The 14,825-nt window shown below is 70.6% G+C and carries 14 protein-coding genes; 11 read left to right on the top strand and 3 right to left on the bottom strand.

Features of this window, described 5'->3' with window-relative positions:
• Positions 1-35 precede the first annotated feature (35 nt).
• The 5 genes from ACLQ2O_RS05890 (at position 36) to ACLQ2O_RS05910 (ending at position 5,398) form a co-directional block, all read left to right on the top strand.
• A complete protein-coding gene (locus ACLQ2O_RS05890; protein WP_425827974.1) occupies positions 36-485 on the top strand; it encodes a MarR family winged helix-turn-helix transcriptional regulator in 450 nt (149 codons plus the stop codon).
• An 85-nt stretch (positions 486-570) separates the two neighbouring features.
• The gene (locus ACLQ2O_RS05895; protein ID WP_425827976.1) at positions 571-1,848 is read left to right on the top strand and encodes a DUF1800 domain-containing protein; all 1,278 of its coding nucleotides are present in this window, start codon (positions 571-573) and stop codon (positions 1,846-1,848) included.
• 10 nt (positions 1,849-1,858) lie between these two features.
• Positions 1,859-3,109: a DUF1501 domain-containing protein gene (locus ACLQ2O_RS05900; RefSeq protein WP_425827978.1), complete on the top strand. Its 1,251-nt coding sequence runs from the start codon at positions 1,859-1,861 to the stop codon at positions 3,107-3,109.
• A 25-nt stretch (positions 3,110-3,134) separates the two neighbouring features.
• Positions 3,135-3,803, top strand: a complete 669-nt coding sequence (locus tag ACLQ2O_RS05905; RefSeq protein WP_425827980.1) for a response regulator transcription factor — start codon at positions 3,135-3,137, stop codon at positions 3,801-3,803.
• A gap of 155 nt (positions 3,804-3,958) precedes the next feature.
• Positions 3,959-5,398: a histidine kinase dimerization/phospho-acceptor domain-containing protein gene (locus ACLQ2O_RS05910; RefSeq protein WP_425827982.1), complete on the top strand. Its 1,440-nt coding sequence runs from the start codon at positions 3,959-3,961 to the stop codon at positions 5,396-5,398.
• A 69-nt stretch (positions 5,399-5,467) separates the two neighbouring features.
• On the opposite strand, the gene ACLQ2O_RS05915 is transcribed toward ACLQ2O_RS05910, so the two are convergent.
• From ACLQ2O_RS05915 to ACLQ2O_RS05925, 3 genes are all read right to left on the bottom strand, one after another.
• Entirely contained in the window at positions 5,468-5,659 is a 192-nt protein-coding gene (locus ACLQ2O_RS05915; RefSeq protein WP_425827984.1) for a DUF3099 domain-containing protein, read from the bottom strand.
• A 4-nt stretch (positions 5,660-5,663) separates the two neighbouring features.
• Positions 5,664-6,623, bottom strand: a complete 960-nt coding sequence (locus ACLQ2O_RS05920; protein ID WP_425827986.1) for a cation diffusion facilitator family transporter — start codon at positions 6,621-6,623, stop codon at positions 5,664-5,666.
• A gap of 69 nt (positions 6,624-6,692) precedes the next feature.
• Positions 6,693-7,754, bottom strand: coding sequence for a LysR family transcriptional regulator (locus ACLQ2O_RS05925; RefSeq protein WP_425827988.1), 1,062 nt, complete (start codon positions 7,752-7,754; stop codon positions 6,693-6,695).
• A gap of 71 nt (positions 7,755-7,825) precedes the next feature.
• Here ACLQ2O_RS05925 and ACLQ2O_RS05930 point away from each other — a divergent pair, with 71 nt between their 5' ends.
• The 6 genes from ACLQ2O_RS05930 (at position 7,826) to ACLQ2O_RS05955 (ending at position 14,421) form a co-directional block, all read left to right on the top strand.
• The gene (locus tag ACLQ2O_RS05930; protein WP_425827990.1) at positions 7,826-8,875 is read left to right on the top strand and encodes an SDR family oxidoreductase; all 1,050 of its coding nucleotides are present in this window, start codon (positions 7,826-7,828) and stop codon (positions 8,873-8,875) included.
• A 23-nt stretch (positions 8,876-8,898) separates the two neighbouring features.
• Positions 8,899-9,489, top strand: a complete 591-nt coding sequence (locus ACLQ2O_RS05935; RefSeq protein WP_425827992.1) for a helix-turn-helix domain-containing protein — start codon at positions 8,899-8,901, stop codon at positions 9,487-9,489.
• An 82-nt stretch (positions 9,490-9,571) separates the two neighbouring features.
• Complete coding sequence (locus ACLQ2O_RS05940) at positions 9,572-10,720, top strand: NAD(P)/FAD-dependent oxidoreductase (RefSeq protein ID WP_425827994.1); 1,149 nt, start codon at positions 9,572-9,574, stop codon at positions 10,718-10,720.
• Positions 10,717-12,423 carry an FAD-dependent oxidoreductase gene (locus tag ACLQ2O_RS05945; protein WP_425827996.1) on the top strand — a complete coding sequence of 569 codons (1,707 nt, stop codon included), beginning with the start codon at positions 10,717-10,719 and terminating at the stop codon, positions 12,421-12,423. The genes ACLQ2O_RS05940 and ACLQ2O_RS05945 overlap by 4 nt, the downstream gene beginning before the upstream one ends.
• Entirely contained in the window at positions 12,420-13,322 is a 903-nt protein-coding gene (locus tag ACLQ2O_RS05950) for a dihydrodipicolinate synthase family protein (RefSeq protein ID WP_425827998.1), read from the top strand. Before ACLQ2O_RS05945 ends, ACLQ2O_RS05950 begins: the two co-directional genes overlap by 4 nt.
• A 97-nt stretch (positions 13,323-13,419) precedes the next feature.
• A complete protein-coding gene (locus tag ACLQ2O_RS05955; protein WP_425828000.1) occupies positions 13,420-14,421 on the top strand; it encodes a proline racemase family protein in 1,002 nt (333 codons plus the stop codon).
• Positions 14,422-14,825 lie beyond the last annotated feature (404 nt).

Here is a 14,825-nt window from a genome sequence, read left to right on the forward strand (position 1 = left end):
CACACGCGGACTGTTGGTGGGTGTGAGGAGGAGTTGTGGGACTACCGGACGACGCCGCGGAGGCTCGGGCGCAGGGGTGGCGCACCTTAGCGGCCCTGCACGCGCGGATCGAGGACGAGCTGGAGCGTGCGCTGAACAAGCAGCACGGGCTGTCGGTCAGCGAGTACAGCGTGCTCGACGTGCTGGCGCGGCAGGACGACTACCACCTGCGGATGAACCAGCTGTCGAACGCTGTCGTGCTGAGCCAGTCGGCGACGACGCGGCTGGTGAACCGGCTGGAGGACCGCGAGCTGCTGTCGCGGTACCTGTGCCCGACCGACCGGCGCGGGATCTACACCGAGGTGACGCAGGCGGGACGGGATCTGCTGGCCGAGGCGCAGCCGACGCACGACGCCGTACTGTCCGCTGCTTTGGAGAAGGCGGCTGAGCTGCCCGAGCAGGCGCCGCTGGTGAAGGCGCTGGCCGAGGTCGCGCTGCCGATCTGACCTGGCTTTTCGGCGAACCTGTGGGTTGGCTGAAGATGGCTTCGGTTTCCTGGGGTTCTGGCCGGCGGGTGGCCAGGATCGAGGCATGGCAGAGATCAGCGAACGCGCCGCGGTCCGGCGGCTGAACGACAGGCTCGGCTTCGGGCCCGTGGGCGGTGCCGTGGGCTTCGACGCGACGGTCGCGCGGCTGCTCGGGCCGCCGACGGTCGCCGTGGTGCCGCCGCCTGGGTTGACGCCGCCGGAGCCTGCGGGGAAGAAGGACGACAAGGCCGCGAAGAAGGCGGCGAACAAGCTGCGGGCCGCGCAGGAGTTGCGACTGACGAGCTGGTGGCTCGACCGGATGGTCAGCGAGCCGACGGCGACCGAGCGGCTGACCTGGTTCTGGCACGGGCACTTTGCGACCAGCAACCAGAAGGTCCGCAACGCCCAGTTGATGTACACGCAGAACCAGGCCTTCCGGACGCACGCGCTCGGCCGGTTCGGTGACCTGGCGCGGGTGATGGTGGTCGACCCGGCGATGATCCGCTGGCTCGACGGCAACGCGAACCGCAAGGGCTCACCGAACGAGAACCTCGGCCGCGAGTTCCTCGAGCTGTTCTCGCTCGGCATCGGGCACTACACCGAGCCCGACGTCTTCGAGGGCGCCCGCTGCCTGACCGGCTGGACGATCAAGCGCGGCTCGACCCAGGCCCGCTTCGTCGCGGCGCGGCACGACGGTGACACCAAGACCCTGTTCGGCAAGACCGGCCCGTACGACGCGCGCGGGTTCGCCGACCTGGCGGTCGCGCAGGCGGCGTCGGCGCCGTTCGTGGTCGGGCGGCTGTGGTTCCGGCTGGTGTCGGCGACTCCGCCCTCGCCGGACGCGATGCGGCGGTTGGTCGCGGCGTACGGGAGTCAGCGGGACGTTCGCGCGCTGCTGCGGGCGATGGTTGCCGAGAGCGCGTTCACGGACAGCGCCTCAGCACTGGTGAAGCAGCCGGTGGAGTGGGCGGTCGGGCTGCTGCGGGCGTTGCGGTTGCAGCCGGCGCGGCTGGACGAGAAGACGCGGACGAAGCTGATCGCCGGGTTGCGCGGGATGGGACAGGTGCCGTTCCGGCCGCCGAGTGTGGGCGGGTGGCCGTCGGGTGCGAGCTGGCTGACCACGTCGGCCGGGGTGACTCGGCTGCAGGTGGCGCAGCTGCTGACGAAGGCGGCTGATCTCGACTCGGTGGCCAAGGCAACGGACAAGGCGGGCGCCGTACAGGCTCTGCTCGGGGTGGACGGGTGGTCCGCCCGGACGAAGGCCGCCCTGGCCCCGGTGAAGGATCCCGCGCAGCTGACGGCCGTGGCCGCCTGCGCTCCCGAGTACGTCGTGAGTGGTTGAGGAGAAGACTGTGGACAACCTGACTCGTCGCCGGTTCCTGACCATGAGTGGCGTGACCGCTGCGGGTGCGCTCGCGGTCGGCGCGACCCAGGTCAACTGGTCCGACCTGATGACTGCCGCTGTTCGGGATCCCTTGCCCAGCGGGGATTCCGTGCTCGTCGTGGTCACGCTGTACGGCGGGAACGACGGGCTGAACACCGTCGTACCGGCTGCTGATCCGGCGTACCAGGACGCTCGGCCCGAGCTGGCGTACAAGCCCGAAGAGGTGCTCGACCTGGGCGAGGGGCTCGGGCTGAATCCCGGGCTCAAGGGGTTGAAGGGATTGTGGGACGAGGACCGGCTGGCGATCGTCCGTGGCGTCGGGTATCCGACGCCCGACCGGAGTCACTTCCGGTCGATGGCGATCTGGCAGACCGCGTCGCCGGAGACCTCGGTGCCGACCGGGTGGTTGGGGCGGTGGCTCGACGCGACCGGCTCCGACCCGCTGCGGGCGGTGTCGGTCGAGCCGACGCTGCCGCCGTTGCTGGCCGGTGCAACGACGGCGGCTGCGTCGTTGCCGGTCCGCGGGTTGAAGCTGCCCAAGGGCTCGTTGGGTGAGGCCTTCGCGGCGCTGGGGAATCCGAGTCCGGGCGAGGAGCACTGGCAGGCGCAGGCGGCGAAGTCGATGGGTGACCTGCAGAACGCCGTACGGGTGCTGGGTGGGGCTGTTCACGATGCCGGTGAACGGGAGGACGACGAGGACGAGGAGAAGACGAAGGGCGCCTCGGCCGGTGGTGCTTCGCAGCTGGGGGCTCAGTTGGACCTGGTGGCGGGCTTGATCGAGGCCGGGGTTCCTACCCGAGCGTACTCGGTGTCCCTGGGCGGTTTCGACACTCATGCCGACGAGCGCGGCACGCAGCAACGGCTCTTGACCGAGCTGGATGCTTCGCTGACACCGTTCGCACAGCGGCTGCGCAAGACCGACCGGGGGAAGAACGTGGTGGTGCTCGTGTACTCGGAGTTCGGCCGGCGGGTGCACGCGAACGGGAGCGAGGGCACCGATCACGGCACCGCGGGTCCGCTGTTCGTCCTGGGGGAGAAGGTCAACGGCGGATTCCACGGGGCTCAGCCCGGTCTCACGGATCTGTCGAACGGCGACCTGAAGTCGACGACCGACTTCCGTGACGTGTACGCCTCGCTGCTCGGCGGGGTGCTGTCGACCGACCCCGGCAAGGTTCTGGCGGGACACACCGGGACCGTTGACGGGTTGCTCCGGGTATGAGGTCCGGCGGTGGCAGGATGGCTTGATGGCGCGGGTGCTGCTGGTCGAGGACGCGGAAGTGATCCGTACGTCGGTCGGCATCGCGTTGGAGGAGGCCGGGTTCACCGTCGCGACGCGGGCCGACGGGGAGACGCTGGAGCGCGATCTTGCCGAGTACGACCCGGACCTGTTGCTGCTGGACGTGATGCTTCCGGGGCGTGACGGGTTCGAGCTGCTGGCGGTCGCGCGCGAAATCTCGAACGCGGGCATCGTGTTGCTGACCGCGCGGGACGGCGTACAGGATCGTTTGCACGGACTGCGGACCGGCGCCGACGACTACGTGGTGAAGCCCTTCGTGCTGGCCGAGTTGATCGCTCGGGTCGAGGCCGTTCTGCGTCGGATGGGGCGGTTGCGGAGCGTGCTTCAGGTGGCTGACCTCAGCGTCGATGTCGACGCGGGGACTGCGACCCGGGCCGGTCAGGCGTTGGAGCTCACCGCGACGGAGCTGAAGCTGCTCACGTTCCTGGCCGGGCGGAGCAACCGGGTCGTGGGCAAGACCCAGCTCCTCACCGCTGTCTGGGGTTATGACGACTACGCGGCCAACCTGGTCGAAGTTCACATCAGCGCGCTGCGGCGCAAGCTGGAGGCCCATGGGCCTCGGCTCCTGCACACGATCAGGGGCACCGGCTACATCCTGCGGGCGGATCAGCCGTGAGTGGGGCGGAGGATCCGCCGACTGTGGATCTGAGTGCGGCTGCGGCGGGAGCCGGAGCCGGAGCCGGATCCGGTGGGGGAGCCGGAGCGGGAGCCGGAGCCGGTGGGGGAGCCGGAACCGGAGCGGGAGCTGGAGCGGGAGCCGGTGGGGGTGGCTTGCGGACCGCCTCCTTGCGGCGGCGGGTGACCTGGCTGGCGTTGCTGGTGCTGGTCGTGGTGCTGCCGGTGACCGGGCTCGTGGTCAAGCAGGTGTTCGACGCGCAGGCTGAGCGGAATCTGGATGCGTTGCTGACCGGGCGGACTCAGCTGGCCCAGCAGCTCGCTCGGCAGAACGTGGCGCCGGCGGCGTTGGTACGGCGGATCGATGCGGACGGCGTACGGGTGACGTTGGTGCTGCGGTCCGGGCAGGTGCTGGGGGCTCCGCCGGTGGAGGCGTCGAGTGGCGTGCGGCAGGTGCGGGCGACGCTGCAGGCGGGTCAGCGGACCAAGGAAGCGGAGCTGACGGTGGCGGCCGACACCTCGTTGCTGGCCGAGGCGAGTGGGACGCTGCGGCGTACGTTGCTGATCTCGGGAGCGGCGGCGTTGGTGATCACGGTGTTGGCGCTCGTGGTCGGGATGCGGTTCGCGCTGGCGCCGTTGGATGCGATGACGGGGCTGGCGCGGTCGATCGCGGCCGGGCGCCGGGGCGGGCGGCTGCAGCCGACGCGGGACGACACCGAGCTCGGGCGTACGGCGGCCGCGTTCGACGAGATGCTCGATGCGCTGGAAGGGGCCGAGCAGCAGGCGCGGGAGTCGGAGGCGCGGATGCGGGAGTTCGTGGCTGATGCCGCGCACGAGTTGCGGACGCCGGTGGCGGGGATCCGGACGGCGGCCGAGACGCTGCTCCGGCTTGGGCCGGACGCGTCGCCTCGGCGGCGGGATGAGGTGGAGTTGCTGCTGGTGAGGGAGTCCCAGCGGGCGGGGGCGTTGGTGGACGACCTGCTCGACCTGGCGCGGATCGATGCGGGGTTGGAGCTGCGGCTTGGGCCGGTGTGGTTGAACCTGGCGGCCAAGGCGCAGGCCCAGCGGCTTCGGCTGGTTGCTCCCGAGCTGACGGTGGAGGTCCTTGGGCACGACATCGAGTTGCAGGCTGACTCGGACCGGGTCACGCAGATCCTGACCAACCTGACGAACAACGCTCGCGCAGCAGCCGGCGACCGGGGGACGATCCAGATCCTCATCCACATGGTGCCGGGGGACGGTGAGAGGCGGGGTGGCATGGTGCCGGGGGACGGTGAGGGGCGGGGTGGCATGGTGCCGGGGGACGGTGAGAGGCGGGGTGGCATGGTGTCGGGAGACGGTGGGGGGCGGGGCGGCGCCGGCGCCGTGCCGGCGTACGCGGAGGTTGTTGTGCAGGACAACGGTCCTGGGGTGTTGCCGGTGGATCGGGAGCGGATCTTTCGGCGGTTGGTGCACAGTCCTGCGACGCGCGGCTCGGGGCTGGGGCTGCCGATTGCGCGGGGGTTTGCTCGGGCGCATGGCGGAGATCTGACGTGCGGGGACCGGCCTGATGGGCTGCCGGGGGCGGCCTTTCGGCTGTTGCTGCCGTTCGGCTAGGGCGTGTCTCCCAATTCTCGCCTACTGCGCGGGACTCGGCACGGCACCTCGGAGCACTGGAGACACGCCCTAGTCCTGGCGGTTGTTGGCGACGATCGCGGCGACAGGCGGGAGGACCGCGGCGACCGCGCTCATGGCGATGGCGGCGGGGACCGAGAAGAGGCGGACGACGAACCAGGCCAGGATAATCAGGGCGACGCAGCTGCCCATGATCAGGATGTAGGCGCGCTGGTTGCCGGGGCGGCCGGTGAGTTTCGGCACGACTTCAGCGTACGCCGGGGGGAGCGGAGGCGGGGTCGGCTAGGGGCGCGGGGTCGGCTTGGGGTGTGGGGTCCAGGAACAGGTGGCGGACGGTCGGGAAGCGTTCGCGGACCTCGCGGTCGACCGTTTCGGCGAGCTGCTCGACGGCGGCGCCGGTGGTTTCGGAGTCGTCGAGGTCGACACGGACCACGACCAAGACCTCGTCGGCGGCCATGCGGAGGGTGAGGAGCTCGACGACCGCGTCGATGCCGGGGACGGCGGCGATCGTCGTACGGATCTCCTGCTGGACGTCGGCGGACAGCGACTGGCCGATCAGCATGGCCTTGTTGTCGCGGCCGAGCGTGAAGGCGACACCGATCAGCAGCAGGCCGATCGCGATCGAGGCGGTGCCGTCCCAGAAGTGGTGGTCGGTGACGACGCTGAGGGTGACACCCGCGGCGGCGAGGACGAGGCCGATGAGGGCGGCGGAGTCCTCGAAGGCGACGGTCTTGAGGGCCGGCTCGGCGTCCTTGAGGTGCTCGAGGGCGGAGATGCCTTCTTCCTTGGCCTCGCGGCGGACCTGGCGGACGGCGCGGAGCCAGGAAGCGCCTTCGAACACGAACGAGACGGCGAGCACGGTGTAGACGACCGCGAGCGAGGCGACGGGCTCGGGGTTGAGGACGGCCTGGATGCCCTCGACGATCGAGAAGCCGGCCCCGAGCACGAAGATGCCGACGGCGGCCAGCAAGGCCCAGAAGTAGCGTTCGAGGCCGTAGCCGAAGGGGTGGGCGGCATCGGCGGGTTTCTGGCTGCGTTTGAGGGCGGTCAGCAGGAAGACCTGGTTGAGAGTGTCCGCGACGGAGTGCGCCGCCTCCGCCATCAGCGCGGTCGAGCCCGAGAGCAGACCGGCGACGCACTTTGCGACGGCGATCGAGAGGTTGGCCGCTCCGGCGAGCAGCACTGTTCCGGTGGATTCATCAGCCATCAATCCGTTCGGTGCCCGCGTGGGGAGCGGGGCAAACGCGAGCGGACAGCGAGCGGTCGGCGTACGGGGTCAGGCGGGCTTTGTGCCCGGGATGGTGGGCCAGGTGGCGGTGAGGACCTCGAGGAACGCGGTGGTGACGGGGTCGGAGGCGCCTCGCGTGTACGCCGTGAGGGTGCGGCAGATGGGTGGGTCGGGGCGGAGCACGTGGCCGTCGAAGCTGGTCGGGAGGATATTCGCGGGGACCAGCGCGGGGCCCAGGCCGGCGGCGGCCAGTGCGGGGGCAGCGGCGGTTTGTTCGGTGCGGACGGCGATGCGGGGCTGGAAGCCTGCCTGGGCGCAGGCCTGGTCGAGGAGGTCCGCCAGGCCGTGGCCGGGCGTGTAGTGGACCCAGGCGCGGTCGGCCAGGTCGGCGAGGGAGATGGTCGTCGCTCGGTCGAGTGGGTGAACCGCAGCCCACCCGGCGGACGCGGTGGTGCCCGGCGGGGCCGCCTCGGTGGATGCGGCGGTGCCTTGTGGGTCCGGCCCGGTGCGGAGGCGGTCGGCGACGCCGAGCCCAGCAGCCGGCGCCTCGCCGGTCGCGTAGTAGTTGCCGCCGGTGGGGGCCAGGGGGTCGTCCGACGCGATGACGATGACCAGTTCCTCGATGCCCAGGACGTGTGGGGGCGTGGGCCAGTTCGGTGGGGCGGGGCCGATGGCTATGTCGGCCTGGCCGGTGGTCATGGCCTCGGCGAGCTCGGTCGTGTGGCGGTGCTCGTACAGACGGATGCCGACCTCGGCGTACTGGCGGCGCCAGGCTTTCAGGGCCGGCGGGAGAATGCCGAGGCTGATCGAGTAGAGGGTGGCGATCTGGAGCTCGCCCGCTTCGAGGCCGGTGGCCTGGCGGGCGGCGCAGCGGGCTCGTTCGGCGTCGGCCAGTGCGGCGCGTGCGTGCGGGAGCATCGCCCGGCCGCTGGGGGTCAGGCGCAGGTTCTTGGGGAGACGCTCGAGCAGCGGGCCGCCGGCTGAGCGTTCCAGGGCGCGGATCTGGTGGGAGAGGGCGGGCTGGGTCACGTGCAGCAGTTCCGCGGCCCGGGTGAAGGAGCCCTCGTCGACGATCGTCACGAGGTACTCCAACTGCCGGAGCGTCGCCATGAGCAGAGTTTATCCACATCCTGAAAAGGATGCGTTGGACTTATCCACAGGCTCGCCCACAAGCTGGGGATATGACGAAAACTGCGCTCGTGGTGGGCGCCCGCGGTGTGATCGGCAGCAACCTCATCGGTCACCTGGCCGAGCTGCCTGACTGGGAGGTGATCGGGCTGTCCCGGCGGGGCGGTAAGGACGGGGACGGCGTACGGCATGTCGCCGTGGATCTGCTTGACGCGGAGGACAGCCGGACGAAGCTCGCTGCGCTCACCGACGTGACGCACGTGTTCTACGCGGCGTACCAGGACCGCCCCACCTGGGCCGAGCTGGTCGCGCCGAACTTGGCGATGCTGGTCAACGTCGTCGACGCGATCGAGCCGGTCGCGCCGCGGTTGCGGCACGTGAGTCTGATGCAGGGCTACAAGGTGTACGGCGCGCATCTCGGGCCGTTCAAGACACCGGCGCGGGAGGACGACCCGCCGCACCTGCCGCCGGAGTTCAACGTGGACCAGCAGGACTTCCTGGTCGAGCGGCAGCGCGGCAAGGCCTGGAAGTGGTCCGCGCTGCGGCCCTCGGTCGTCGGCGGCACGGCGCTCGGCAACCCGATGAACCTGGCCGTCGCGATCGCCGTCTACGCGTCGATCTCGAAGGAGCTCGGGGTCCCGCTGCGGTTCCCGGGCAAGCCGGGCGCGTACGACGCGTTGCTGGAGCTCACCGACGCCGGGTTGTTGGCCAAGGCAACGGTCTGGGCGGCGACCGAGCCGCGGGCGGCGAACCAGGCGTTCAACATCGCCAACGGGGACCTGTTCCGGTGGAGCGAGCTGTGGCCGAAGCTCGCCGCGTGGTTCGAGATGCCGGTGGCGCCGCCGCTGCCGATGCCGCTGCAGGACGCGATGGCGGACAAGGAAGCGCTGTGGGACCGGATGCAGGCTGCGCACGGGCTCGCCGGTACGTCGTACGCGGAGGTGTCGTCGTGGGGGTTCGCGGACTTCGTGCTCGGGTGGGACTACGACTTCTTCGCGGATTCCTCGAAGGCGCGAAGGGCCGGGTTCCACGAGTACGTGGAGACCGAGCAGATGTTCTACCGGTTGTTCGAGGAGCTCCGGAAGGCCCGCGTCATCCCGTAGGCAGGTGTGGCATGCTCCGGGCCATGGCTGGTCAGGGAGCGGGGCGCGTGCTCGGGGTGAACCTGCGCGCGCGGCGCGACGAGCAGGGGATCTCGCTGTCGGAACTGGCCCGGCGGTCGGGGATCGCGAAGGGAACGCTGTCACAGCTGGAGTCCGGGGCGGGGAACCCGACGATCGAAACGGTGTTCAGTCTGTCGAACGCTCTGGGGGTGCCGGTGTCGGCGCTGCTGAGCGAGCCGCCGGCGTCGGACCTGGTGCTCGTGCGGTCGGCGGACGTCGACGCGCTGAGCGGCGCGGCGGTGGATCTGCGGATGCTGCGGCGGTTGGAGAGCCCGGGGAGTCTGTTCGAGGTGTACGACCAGCGGATCCGGCCTGGTGAGGTCCAGCACTCGAGCGGGCATCCGGGGATCGAGCATCACGTGATCCTGACCGGTCGGGTGCGGATCACCGCGCGGGACCGGAGCCAGGAGCTCGGGCCGGGGGACTACCTGGCCTTTCGGGCGAACGGGCCGCACGAGTACGAGGCGCTGGACGGCGAGGTGCGCTCGGTGCTGCTGCTGGAGTACCCGCCGGACACGATGCCGGGCGTGCTGGAGTCGCTGCACACGGACTGACCGGGTCCGTTGACCTGCGCGGCCTGCCGTCGTACGCTCGAAGCGTTCATTAAAGTGAACGACGACGCGATGGGGTCGGTGGATGCCGGACGTGGTGGTGGTCGGGGCAGGGGTGATCGGTGCCGCCTGTGCCGAGGCGCTGTCGGCGGCTGGTGTCGACGTCACGGTGATCGATCGGGGGACGCCGGCCGGCGGGACGACCGCGTCCGGCGAGGGGAACGTGCTGGTCTCGGACAAGGAGCCGGGGGCTGAGCTCACGCTGGCTCTCGCGTCGCGGCGGGAGTTCGGGATCGTGCTCGCGCGGTTGCCTGAGCAGGTTGCCGACGTGGAGTGGGAGGACAAGGGCGGCCTGGTCGTTGCGACCGGGGATCCGGCGCCGTTGGAGAAGTTCGCCGCGACGCAGCGGGAGGCGGGGGTCGACGCGCGGGTGATCAGCCCGGCGGAGGCGTTCGAGTTGGAGCCGTTGCTCACTCGAGCGGTGACGACGGGGGTGTACTACCCCGACGACGCGCAGGTGCAACCGGTGCTCTTGGCAACGGCTTTGCTGGCCGCCGTACGACGGCGTGGTGGCGAGGTGCGGAGCGGAGTGGCGGCGCTCGGCGTACGGCAAGAAGCTGGGCGGGTGACCGGAGTTGAGACCGACGCCGGGGTGATCGCGTGTGATGCGGTGGTCAACGCGTGCGGGCCCTGGGCCGGTGCCTTTGCGGCGGCGGCCGGTGGGCCGATCGAGATCCTGCCGCGGCGCGGGATGATTCTGGTGACGGCGCCGCTGCCGGAGAGCGTCCGGCACAAGGTGTACGACGCGGACTACGTCGGTGCGGTCGGGAGCGGTGATGCGGACCTGCAGACCTCGACGGTGGTCGAGTCGACGAAGGCCGGGACGGTGCTGATCGGGTCGAGCCGCGAGCGGATCGGGTTCGACGAGTCGGTGAAGGTGCACGTGCTGCGGGAGCTTGCGCGGAAGGCGGTCGGGATCTTTCCGTTCCTCGCCGACGTACCGGTGATGCGGACGTACGGCGGGTTCCGGCCGTACGCACCGGACCACCTTCCGGTGATCGGCCCTGACCCGCGGGTGCAGGGGTTGTGGCACGCGACCGGGCACGAAGGCGCCGGCATCGGGCTCGCGCCGGCGACCGGGCGGTTGCTGACCGAGCTGTTCATCGGCGTGCCGCCGCACCTGGATCCTGAGCCGTTCCGCGTTGATCGGCCTGCTGTGGTGGGGGTCTCGTGAGTCCGTACCTGCGTTCCGCGGAGGGCGATCCGGCCGAGCCTCGCTTCGGTGCGGCGGTGGAGATCACGGTCGATGGTGAGTCGGTCGAGGCGCTGCCGGGGCAGACCGTCGCCGCTGCGTTGATGGCGACCGGGCGGGAGTCGTGGCGGACGACGCGCGGGGCGGAGAAGCCGCGCGGGGTGTTCTGTGGGATCGGTGCGTGCTTCGACTGCCTGGTGGTGGTGAACGGGACGCCTGATGTGCGGGCTTGTCAGCGGACGGTGTCGGCGGGGGACGAGATCGGTACGCAGGTGGGGGCGATGCTGCCTTCTTCTGATGAGCAGAGAAAGAGTGTTGCCGTCGGTAGGACGGCGTACGACGTCGTGGTGGTTGGGGCGGGGCCTGCTGGGTTGAATGCTGCGTTGGCTGCTGCTGAAGGTGGTGTGTCGGTCGGGTTGATCGACGCCGGGCGGGCCGTGGGTGGGCAGTTTCATCGGCAGTTGCCGGAGGAGTTCGGGGCGGGGCGGCCGGGGCGGTTGCAGCATGGGTGGGGGAAGTTCGTTCAGTTGCGGGATCGCGTGGCTCGGCATCATCGGGTGACGCACCTGGCGGAGACCTCGGTGTTCGCGATCGAGGGGCGGCGGGTGTGGGTGCAGCGAGGGCCTGCTGATGCTGTCGGGCGGAAGGTCGAGGCGGTCGACGCGGGGGCGATCGTGCTCGCGCCGGGGGCGTTCGATCGGGTGCTGCCGTTCAAGGGGTGGGACCTGCCGGGGGTCTACAGCGCGGGGGCGGCGCAGGCGTTGGCGAAGGGTCAGCGGATTGCTGTCGGGCAACGGGTGGTGGTGGCGGGGACCGGGCCGTTCTTGTTGCCGGTGGCGGAGTCGTTGCTGGGGGTCGGGGCTGAGGTTCTCGGCTTGTACGAGGCCAATGCGCTGAGGACCGTGGCGCGTGGCTGGATGAGCGACCCGATGGTTGCTCGGGGCAAGCTAAGCGAGGCGACCGGGTACGCCGGGTTGCTGGCGCGGCGGGGGATCCGGCTTCAGCACGGGCGTGCGGTGATCGCGGCGCACGGGGATCGCAGGGTCGAGGCGGTCACGGTGGCGAAGCTGGATACCGAGTGGCGGCCGATCAAGGGCACGGAGCAGCAGGTCGAAGTCGACGCGGTGTGCGTGGGGTACGGGTTCACGGCGCAGCTGGAGTTGGCCGTGGCGGCTGGGTGCGAGCTGAGCGGCGACGGGTCGGCGGTGGTGGTCGACGGGCGGCAGGAGACGAGCTCGGCAGGGGTGTTCGCGGCGGGGGAGATCACCGGGATCGGTGGCGCGGACCTGGCTTCGGCTGAGGGGCGGGTCGCAGGTGCGGCGGCCGCTGGAAGAACTGTGGGACAGAAGACTTCAGATGAGGTTGCCAAGGGCAAACGGTTTGCGGCGACGCTGGCGGCGGCCTACCCGGTGCGGGACGGGTGGAACGAGTGGAGTGACGACAGGACGCTGGTCTGCCGGTGTGAAGAGGTCTCACGGGGGGACCTCGAGCGGGTGGCCGGCGTACGGAAGCTGGGGACGGGGCGGAGTCTGAAGCTGGCCGGCCGGGTGGGGCTCGGGTTGTGCCAGGGGCGGGTGTGTTCGCGGAACGCGGCCTGTCTGACCGGCGGTGGGCCGGCTGACCACAAACGACCGATCGCGGTGCCGGTGCGGCTCGGCGATCTGGCGAACGAGGAGGAACTGTGAGCGAGAAGCTTGATGGCGTGATCGTGGCGACCGCGCTGCCGTACGCCGAGGACGCGTCGGCGCCGGCGGGGCTGCGCCCGGACCTGGACAAGTACGCCGAGCACTGCCGCTGGGTGATCGAGAACGGCTGCCGCGGCGTCGGGCCGAACGGGTCGCTCGGTGAGTACTCGTCGCTGACCGACGACGAGCGCCGGGCCGTCGCGCGGACCGCGATCGAGGCGGTCGGCGCCGACGGGATCGTGGTCGTCGGCGTGCACGGCGTCGGCGCGCACCAGGCGCGCAGCTGGGCCGAGAAGGCCGCCGAGGACGGCGCGCACGGCGTACTGTGCCTGCCGCCGACGATGTACCGGGCCAACCGCGGCGAGGTGGTCCACCACTTCACCGAGGTCGCCAAGGCCGGGCTGCCGGTGATGGTCTACAACAACCCGCTCGACACCAAGGTCGATCTCACGCCGGACCTGCTCGCCGAGATCGCGCAGATCGAGAACGTCGTCGCGGTGAAGGAGTTCTCCGGTGACGTGCGGCGGATCCTGGAGATCCGTGAGAAGGCGCCGGAGCTGACCGTCGTCGCGGGCGCCGACGACCTGACCCTGGAGGCGCTGCTGATGGGCGCGACCGGGTGGTTCGCCGGGTTCCCGAACGTGTTCCCCGCCGAGTCGGTCAGGCTCTTCAACCTCGCACTCGCGGGCGAGCTGGACGAGGCCCGGGCGCTGTACGAGCCGCTGGTCGCGTCGTTCCGGTGGGACTCGCGGGTCGAGTTCGTCCAGGCGATCAAGTGGGCGATGGACTACGTCGGCCGGTACGGCGGCCCGTGCCGCCCGCCGCGCGGCCCGCTCGTCCCCGAGCACGTCGCGCAGCTCGAGCAGGACATGAAGCGGGCCGTCGAGTCGCTGGCGTGACCTCGCGAGGGATGCTGGAGGTCCACGCGCGGGGCGGGACGCCGTCCCCGCGAGGGATGCTGGAAGCGCACGCATCGTCCACCGGGAGGTCGTTGGTATGAGGTCCGTCCGTACGCTGAGTGCGATCGACTCGCACACCGAAGGCATGCCGACCCGGGTGATCACCGGTGGGGTCGGCGTGATCCCGGGCGCGACGATGGAGGAGCGGCGCCGGCACTTCATGGCGCACGACGACGACCTGCGGCTGTTCCTGATGAACGAGCCGCGCGGTCACTCGGCGATGAGCGGCGCCATCCTGCAGCCGCCGACCCGGGCGGACGCCGACTGGGGCGTGCTCTACATCGAGGTGTCCGGCTGCCTGCCGATGTGCGGGCACGGGACGATCGGCGTCGCGACCGTGCTGGTCGAGTCGGGCATGGTCCCGGTCAGCGAACCGTTGACGCAGGTCCGGCTGGACACGCCGGCCGGGCTGGTCGTCGTCGACGTCGCGGTGAAGGACGGCCGGGCCGAGCACGTCACGCTGCGGAACGTCCCGGCGTACTCGCACGCCCTGGACGCCTCGGTGGACGTCAAGGGGCTCGGGACGGTCACGTACGACCTGGCGTACGGCGGGAACTTCTACGCGATCCTGCCGCTGGAGCAGCTCGGGATCCCGTTCGACCGGTCGGAGAAGGACCGGATCCTGCAGGCCGGGCTGGACATCATGGCCGCGATCAACGAGACCGACCGGCCGGTGCACCCGGAGGATCCGGGGATCGCCGGGTGCAAGCACGTGCAGTTCACCGCGCCGGGGCGGGACGGGAGCGACTCGCGGAACGCGATGGCGATCCACCCGGGGTGGTTCGACCGGTCGCCGTGCGGGACGGGAACGTGTGCGCGGATGGCGCAGCTGCACGCCCGGGGCGAGCTGGAGCTGGGGCAGGAGTTCGTGAACGAGTCGTTCATCGGGACGAGCTTCACCGGAAAGTTGCTGGAGACAACGACTGTCGGTGGGTTGCCGGGAGTGGTGCCGACGGTCCGTGGGCGGGCGTGGATCACAGGGATGGGGAACTACTTGCTGGATCCGACAGACCCGTTCCCGACTGGTTTTGTCCTTTAGACCGGATCCGTGGATCCGTGGACCCCGTGGGCTCGATGCGCGCCCTGCTTGTCTGGGCGGCCACTTTGTGCACCGGCCAGTCACGTCAACGGCAAGAAATTGGCTGAACGGTGCACAAGGTCGAGATCGCGGTCGGCTGTTACGGGAGCCTTCCCCACGGCGTACCCGGCGCACCCCGGCGGCTCGGCCGACTGCTCCCGTTCCCCGCGACTGCTGCGGTACATCGGACCAGTGATCACAATCGGCACCAGTCGTCACGAAAGGCGCCAGTCGACGCTGGGGGCCGGCCGTGAGCAGCGGCGCCCGGCCTCCCAGCCCACCTCCCGGCCGCCTCCTCCCGGCCAACGCAGTGGGACTTCAGGACGCTGAACCCGGAGTCCGCGCACCAGGCGAACGTCCCGGAC

It is taken from the genome of Kribbella sp. DT2 (assembly GCF_049844575.1).
Taxonomy (GTDB): Bacteria; Actinomycetota; Actinomycetes; order Propionibacteriales; family Kribbellaceae; genus Kribbella.

What these genes read in the sequence shown, in the direction of transcription:
- ACLQ2O_RS05895 (WP_425827976.1), top strand. Translation starts at nt 571, where the DNA reads ATGGCAGAGATCAGCGAACGCGCCGCGGTCCGGCGGCTGAACGACAGG.
- ACLQ2O_RS05905 (WP_425827980.1), top strand. Translation starts at nt 3,135, where the DNA reads ATGGCGCGGGTGCTGCTGGTCGAGGACGCGGAAGTGATCCGTACGTCG.
- ACLQ2O_RS05920 (WP_425827986.1), bottom strand. Translation starts at nt 6,623, where the DNA reads ATGGCTGATGAATCCACCGGAACAGTGCTGCTCGCCGGAGCGGCCAAC.
- ACLQ2O_RS05925 (WP_425827988.1), bottom strand. Translation starts at nt 7,754, where the DNA reads ATGGCGACGCTCCGGCAGTTGGAGTACCTCGTGACGATCGTCGACGAG.
- ACLQ2O_RS05930 (WP_425827990.1), top strand. Translation starts at nt 7,826, where the DNA reads ATGACGAAAACTGCGCTCGTGGTGGGCGCCCGCGGTGTGATCGGCAGC.
- ACLQ2O_RS05935 (WP_425827992.1), top strand. Translation starts at nt 8,899, where the DNA reads ATGGCTGGTCAGGGAGCGGGGCGCGTGCTCGGGGTGAACCTGCGCGCG.
- ACLQ2O_RS05940 (WP_425827994.1), top strand. Translation starts at nt 9,572, where the DNA reads ATGCCGGACGTGGTGGTGGTCGGGGCAGGGGTGATCGGTGCCGCCTGT.
- ACLQ2O_RS05955 (WP_425828000.1), top strand. Translation starts at nt 13,420, where the DNA reads ATGAGGTCCGTCCGTACGCTGAGTGCGATCGACTCGCACACCGAAGGC.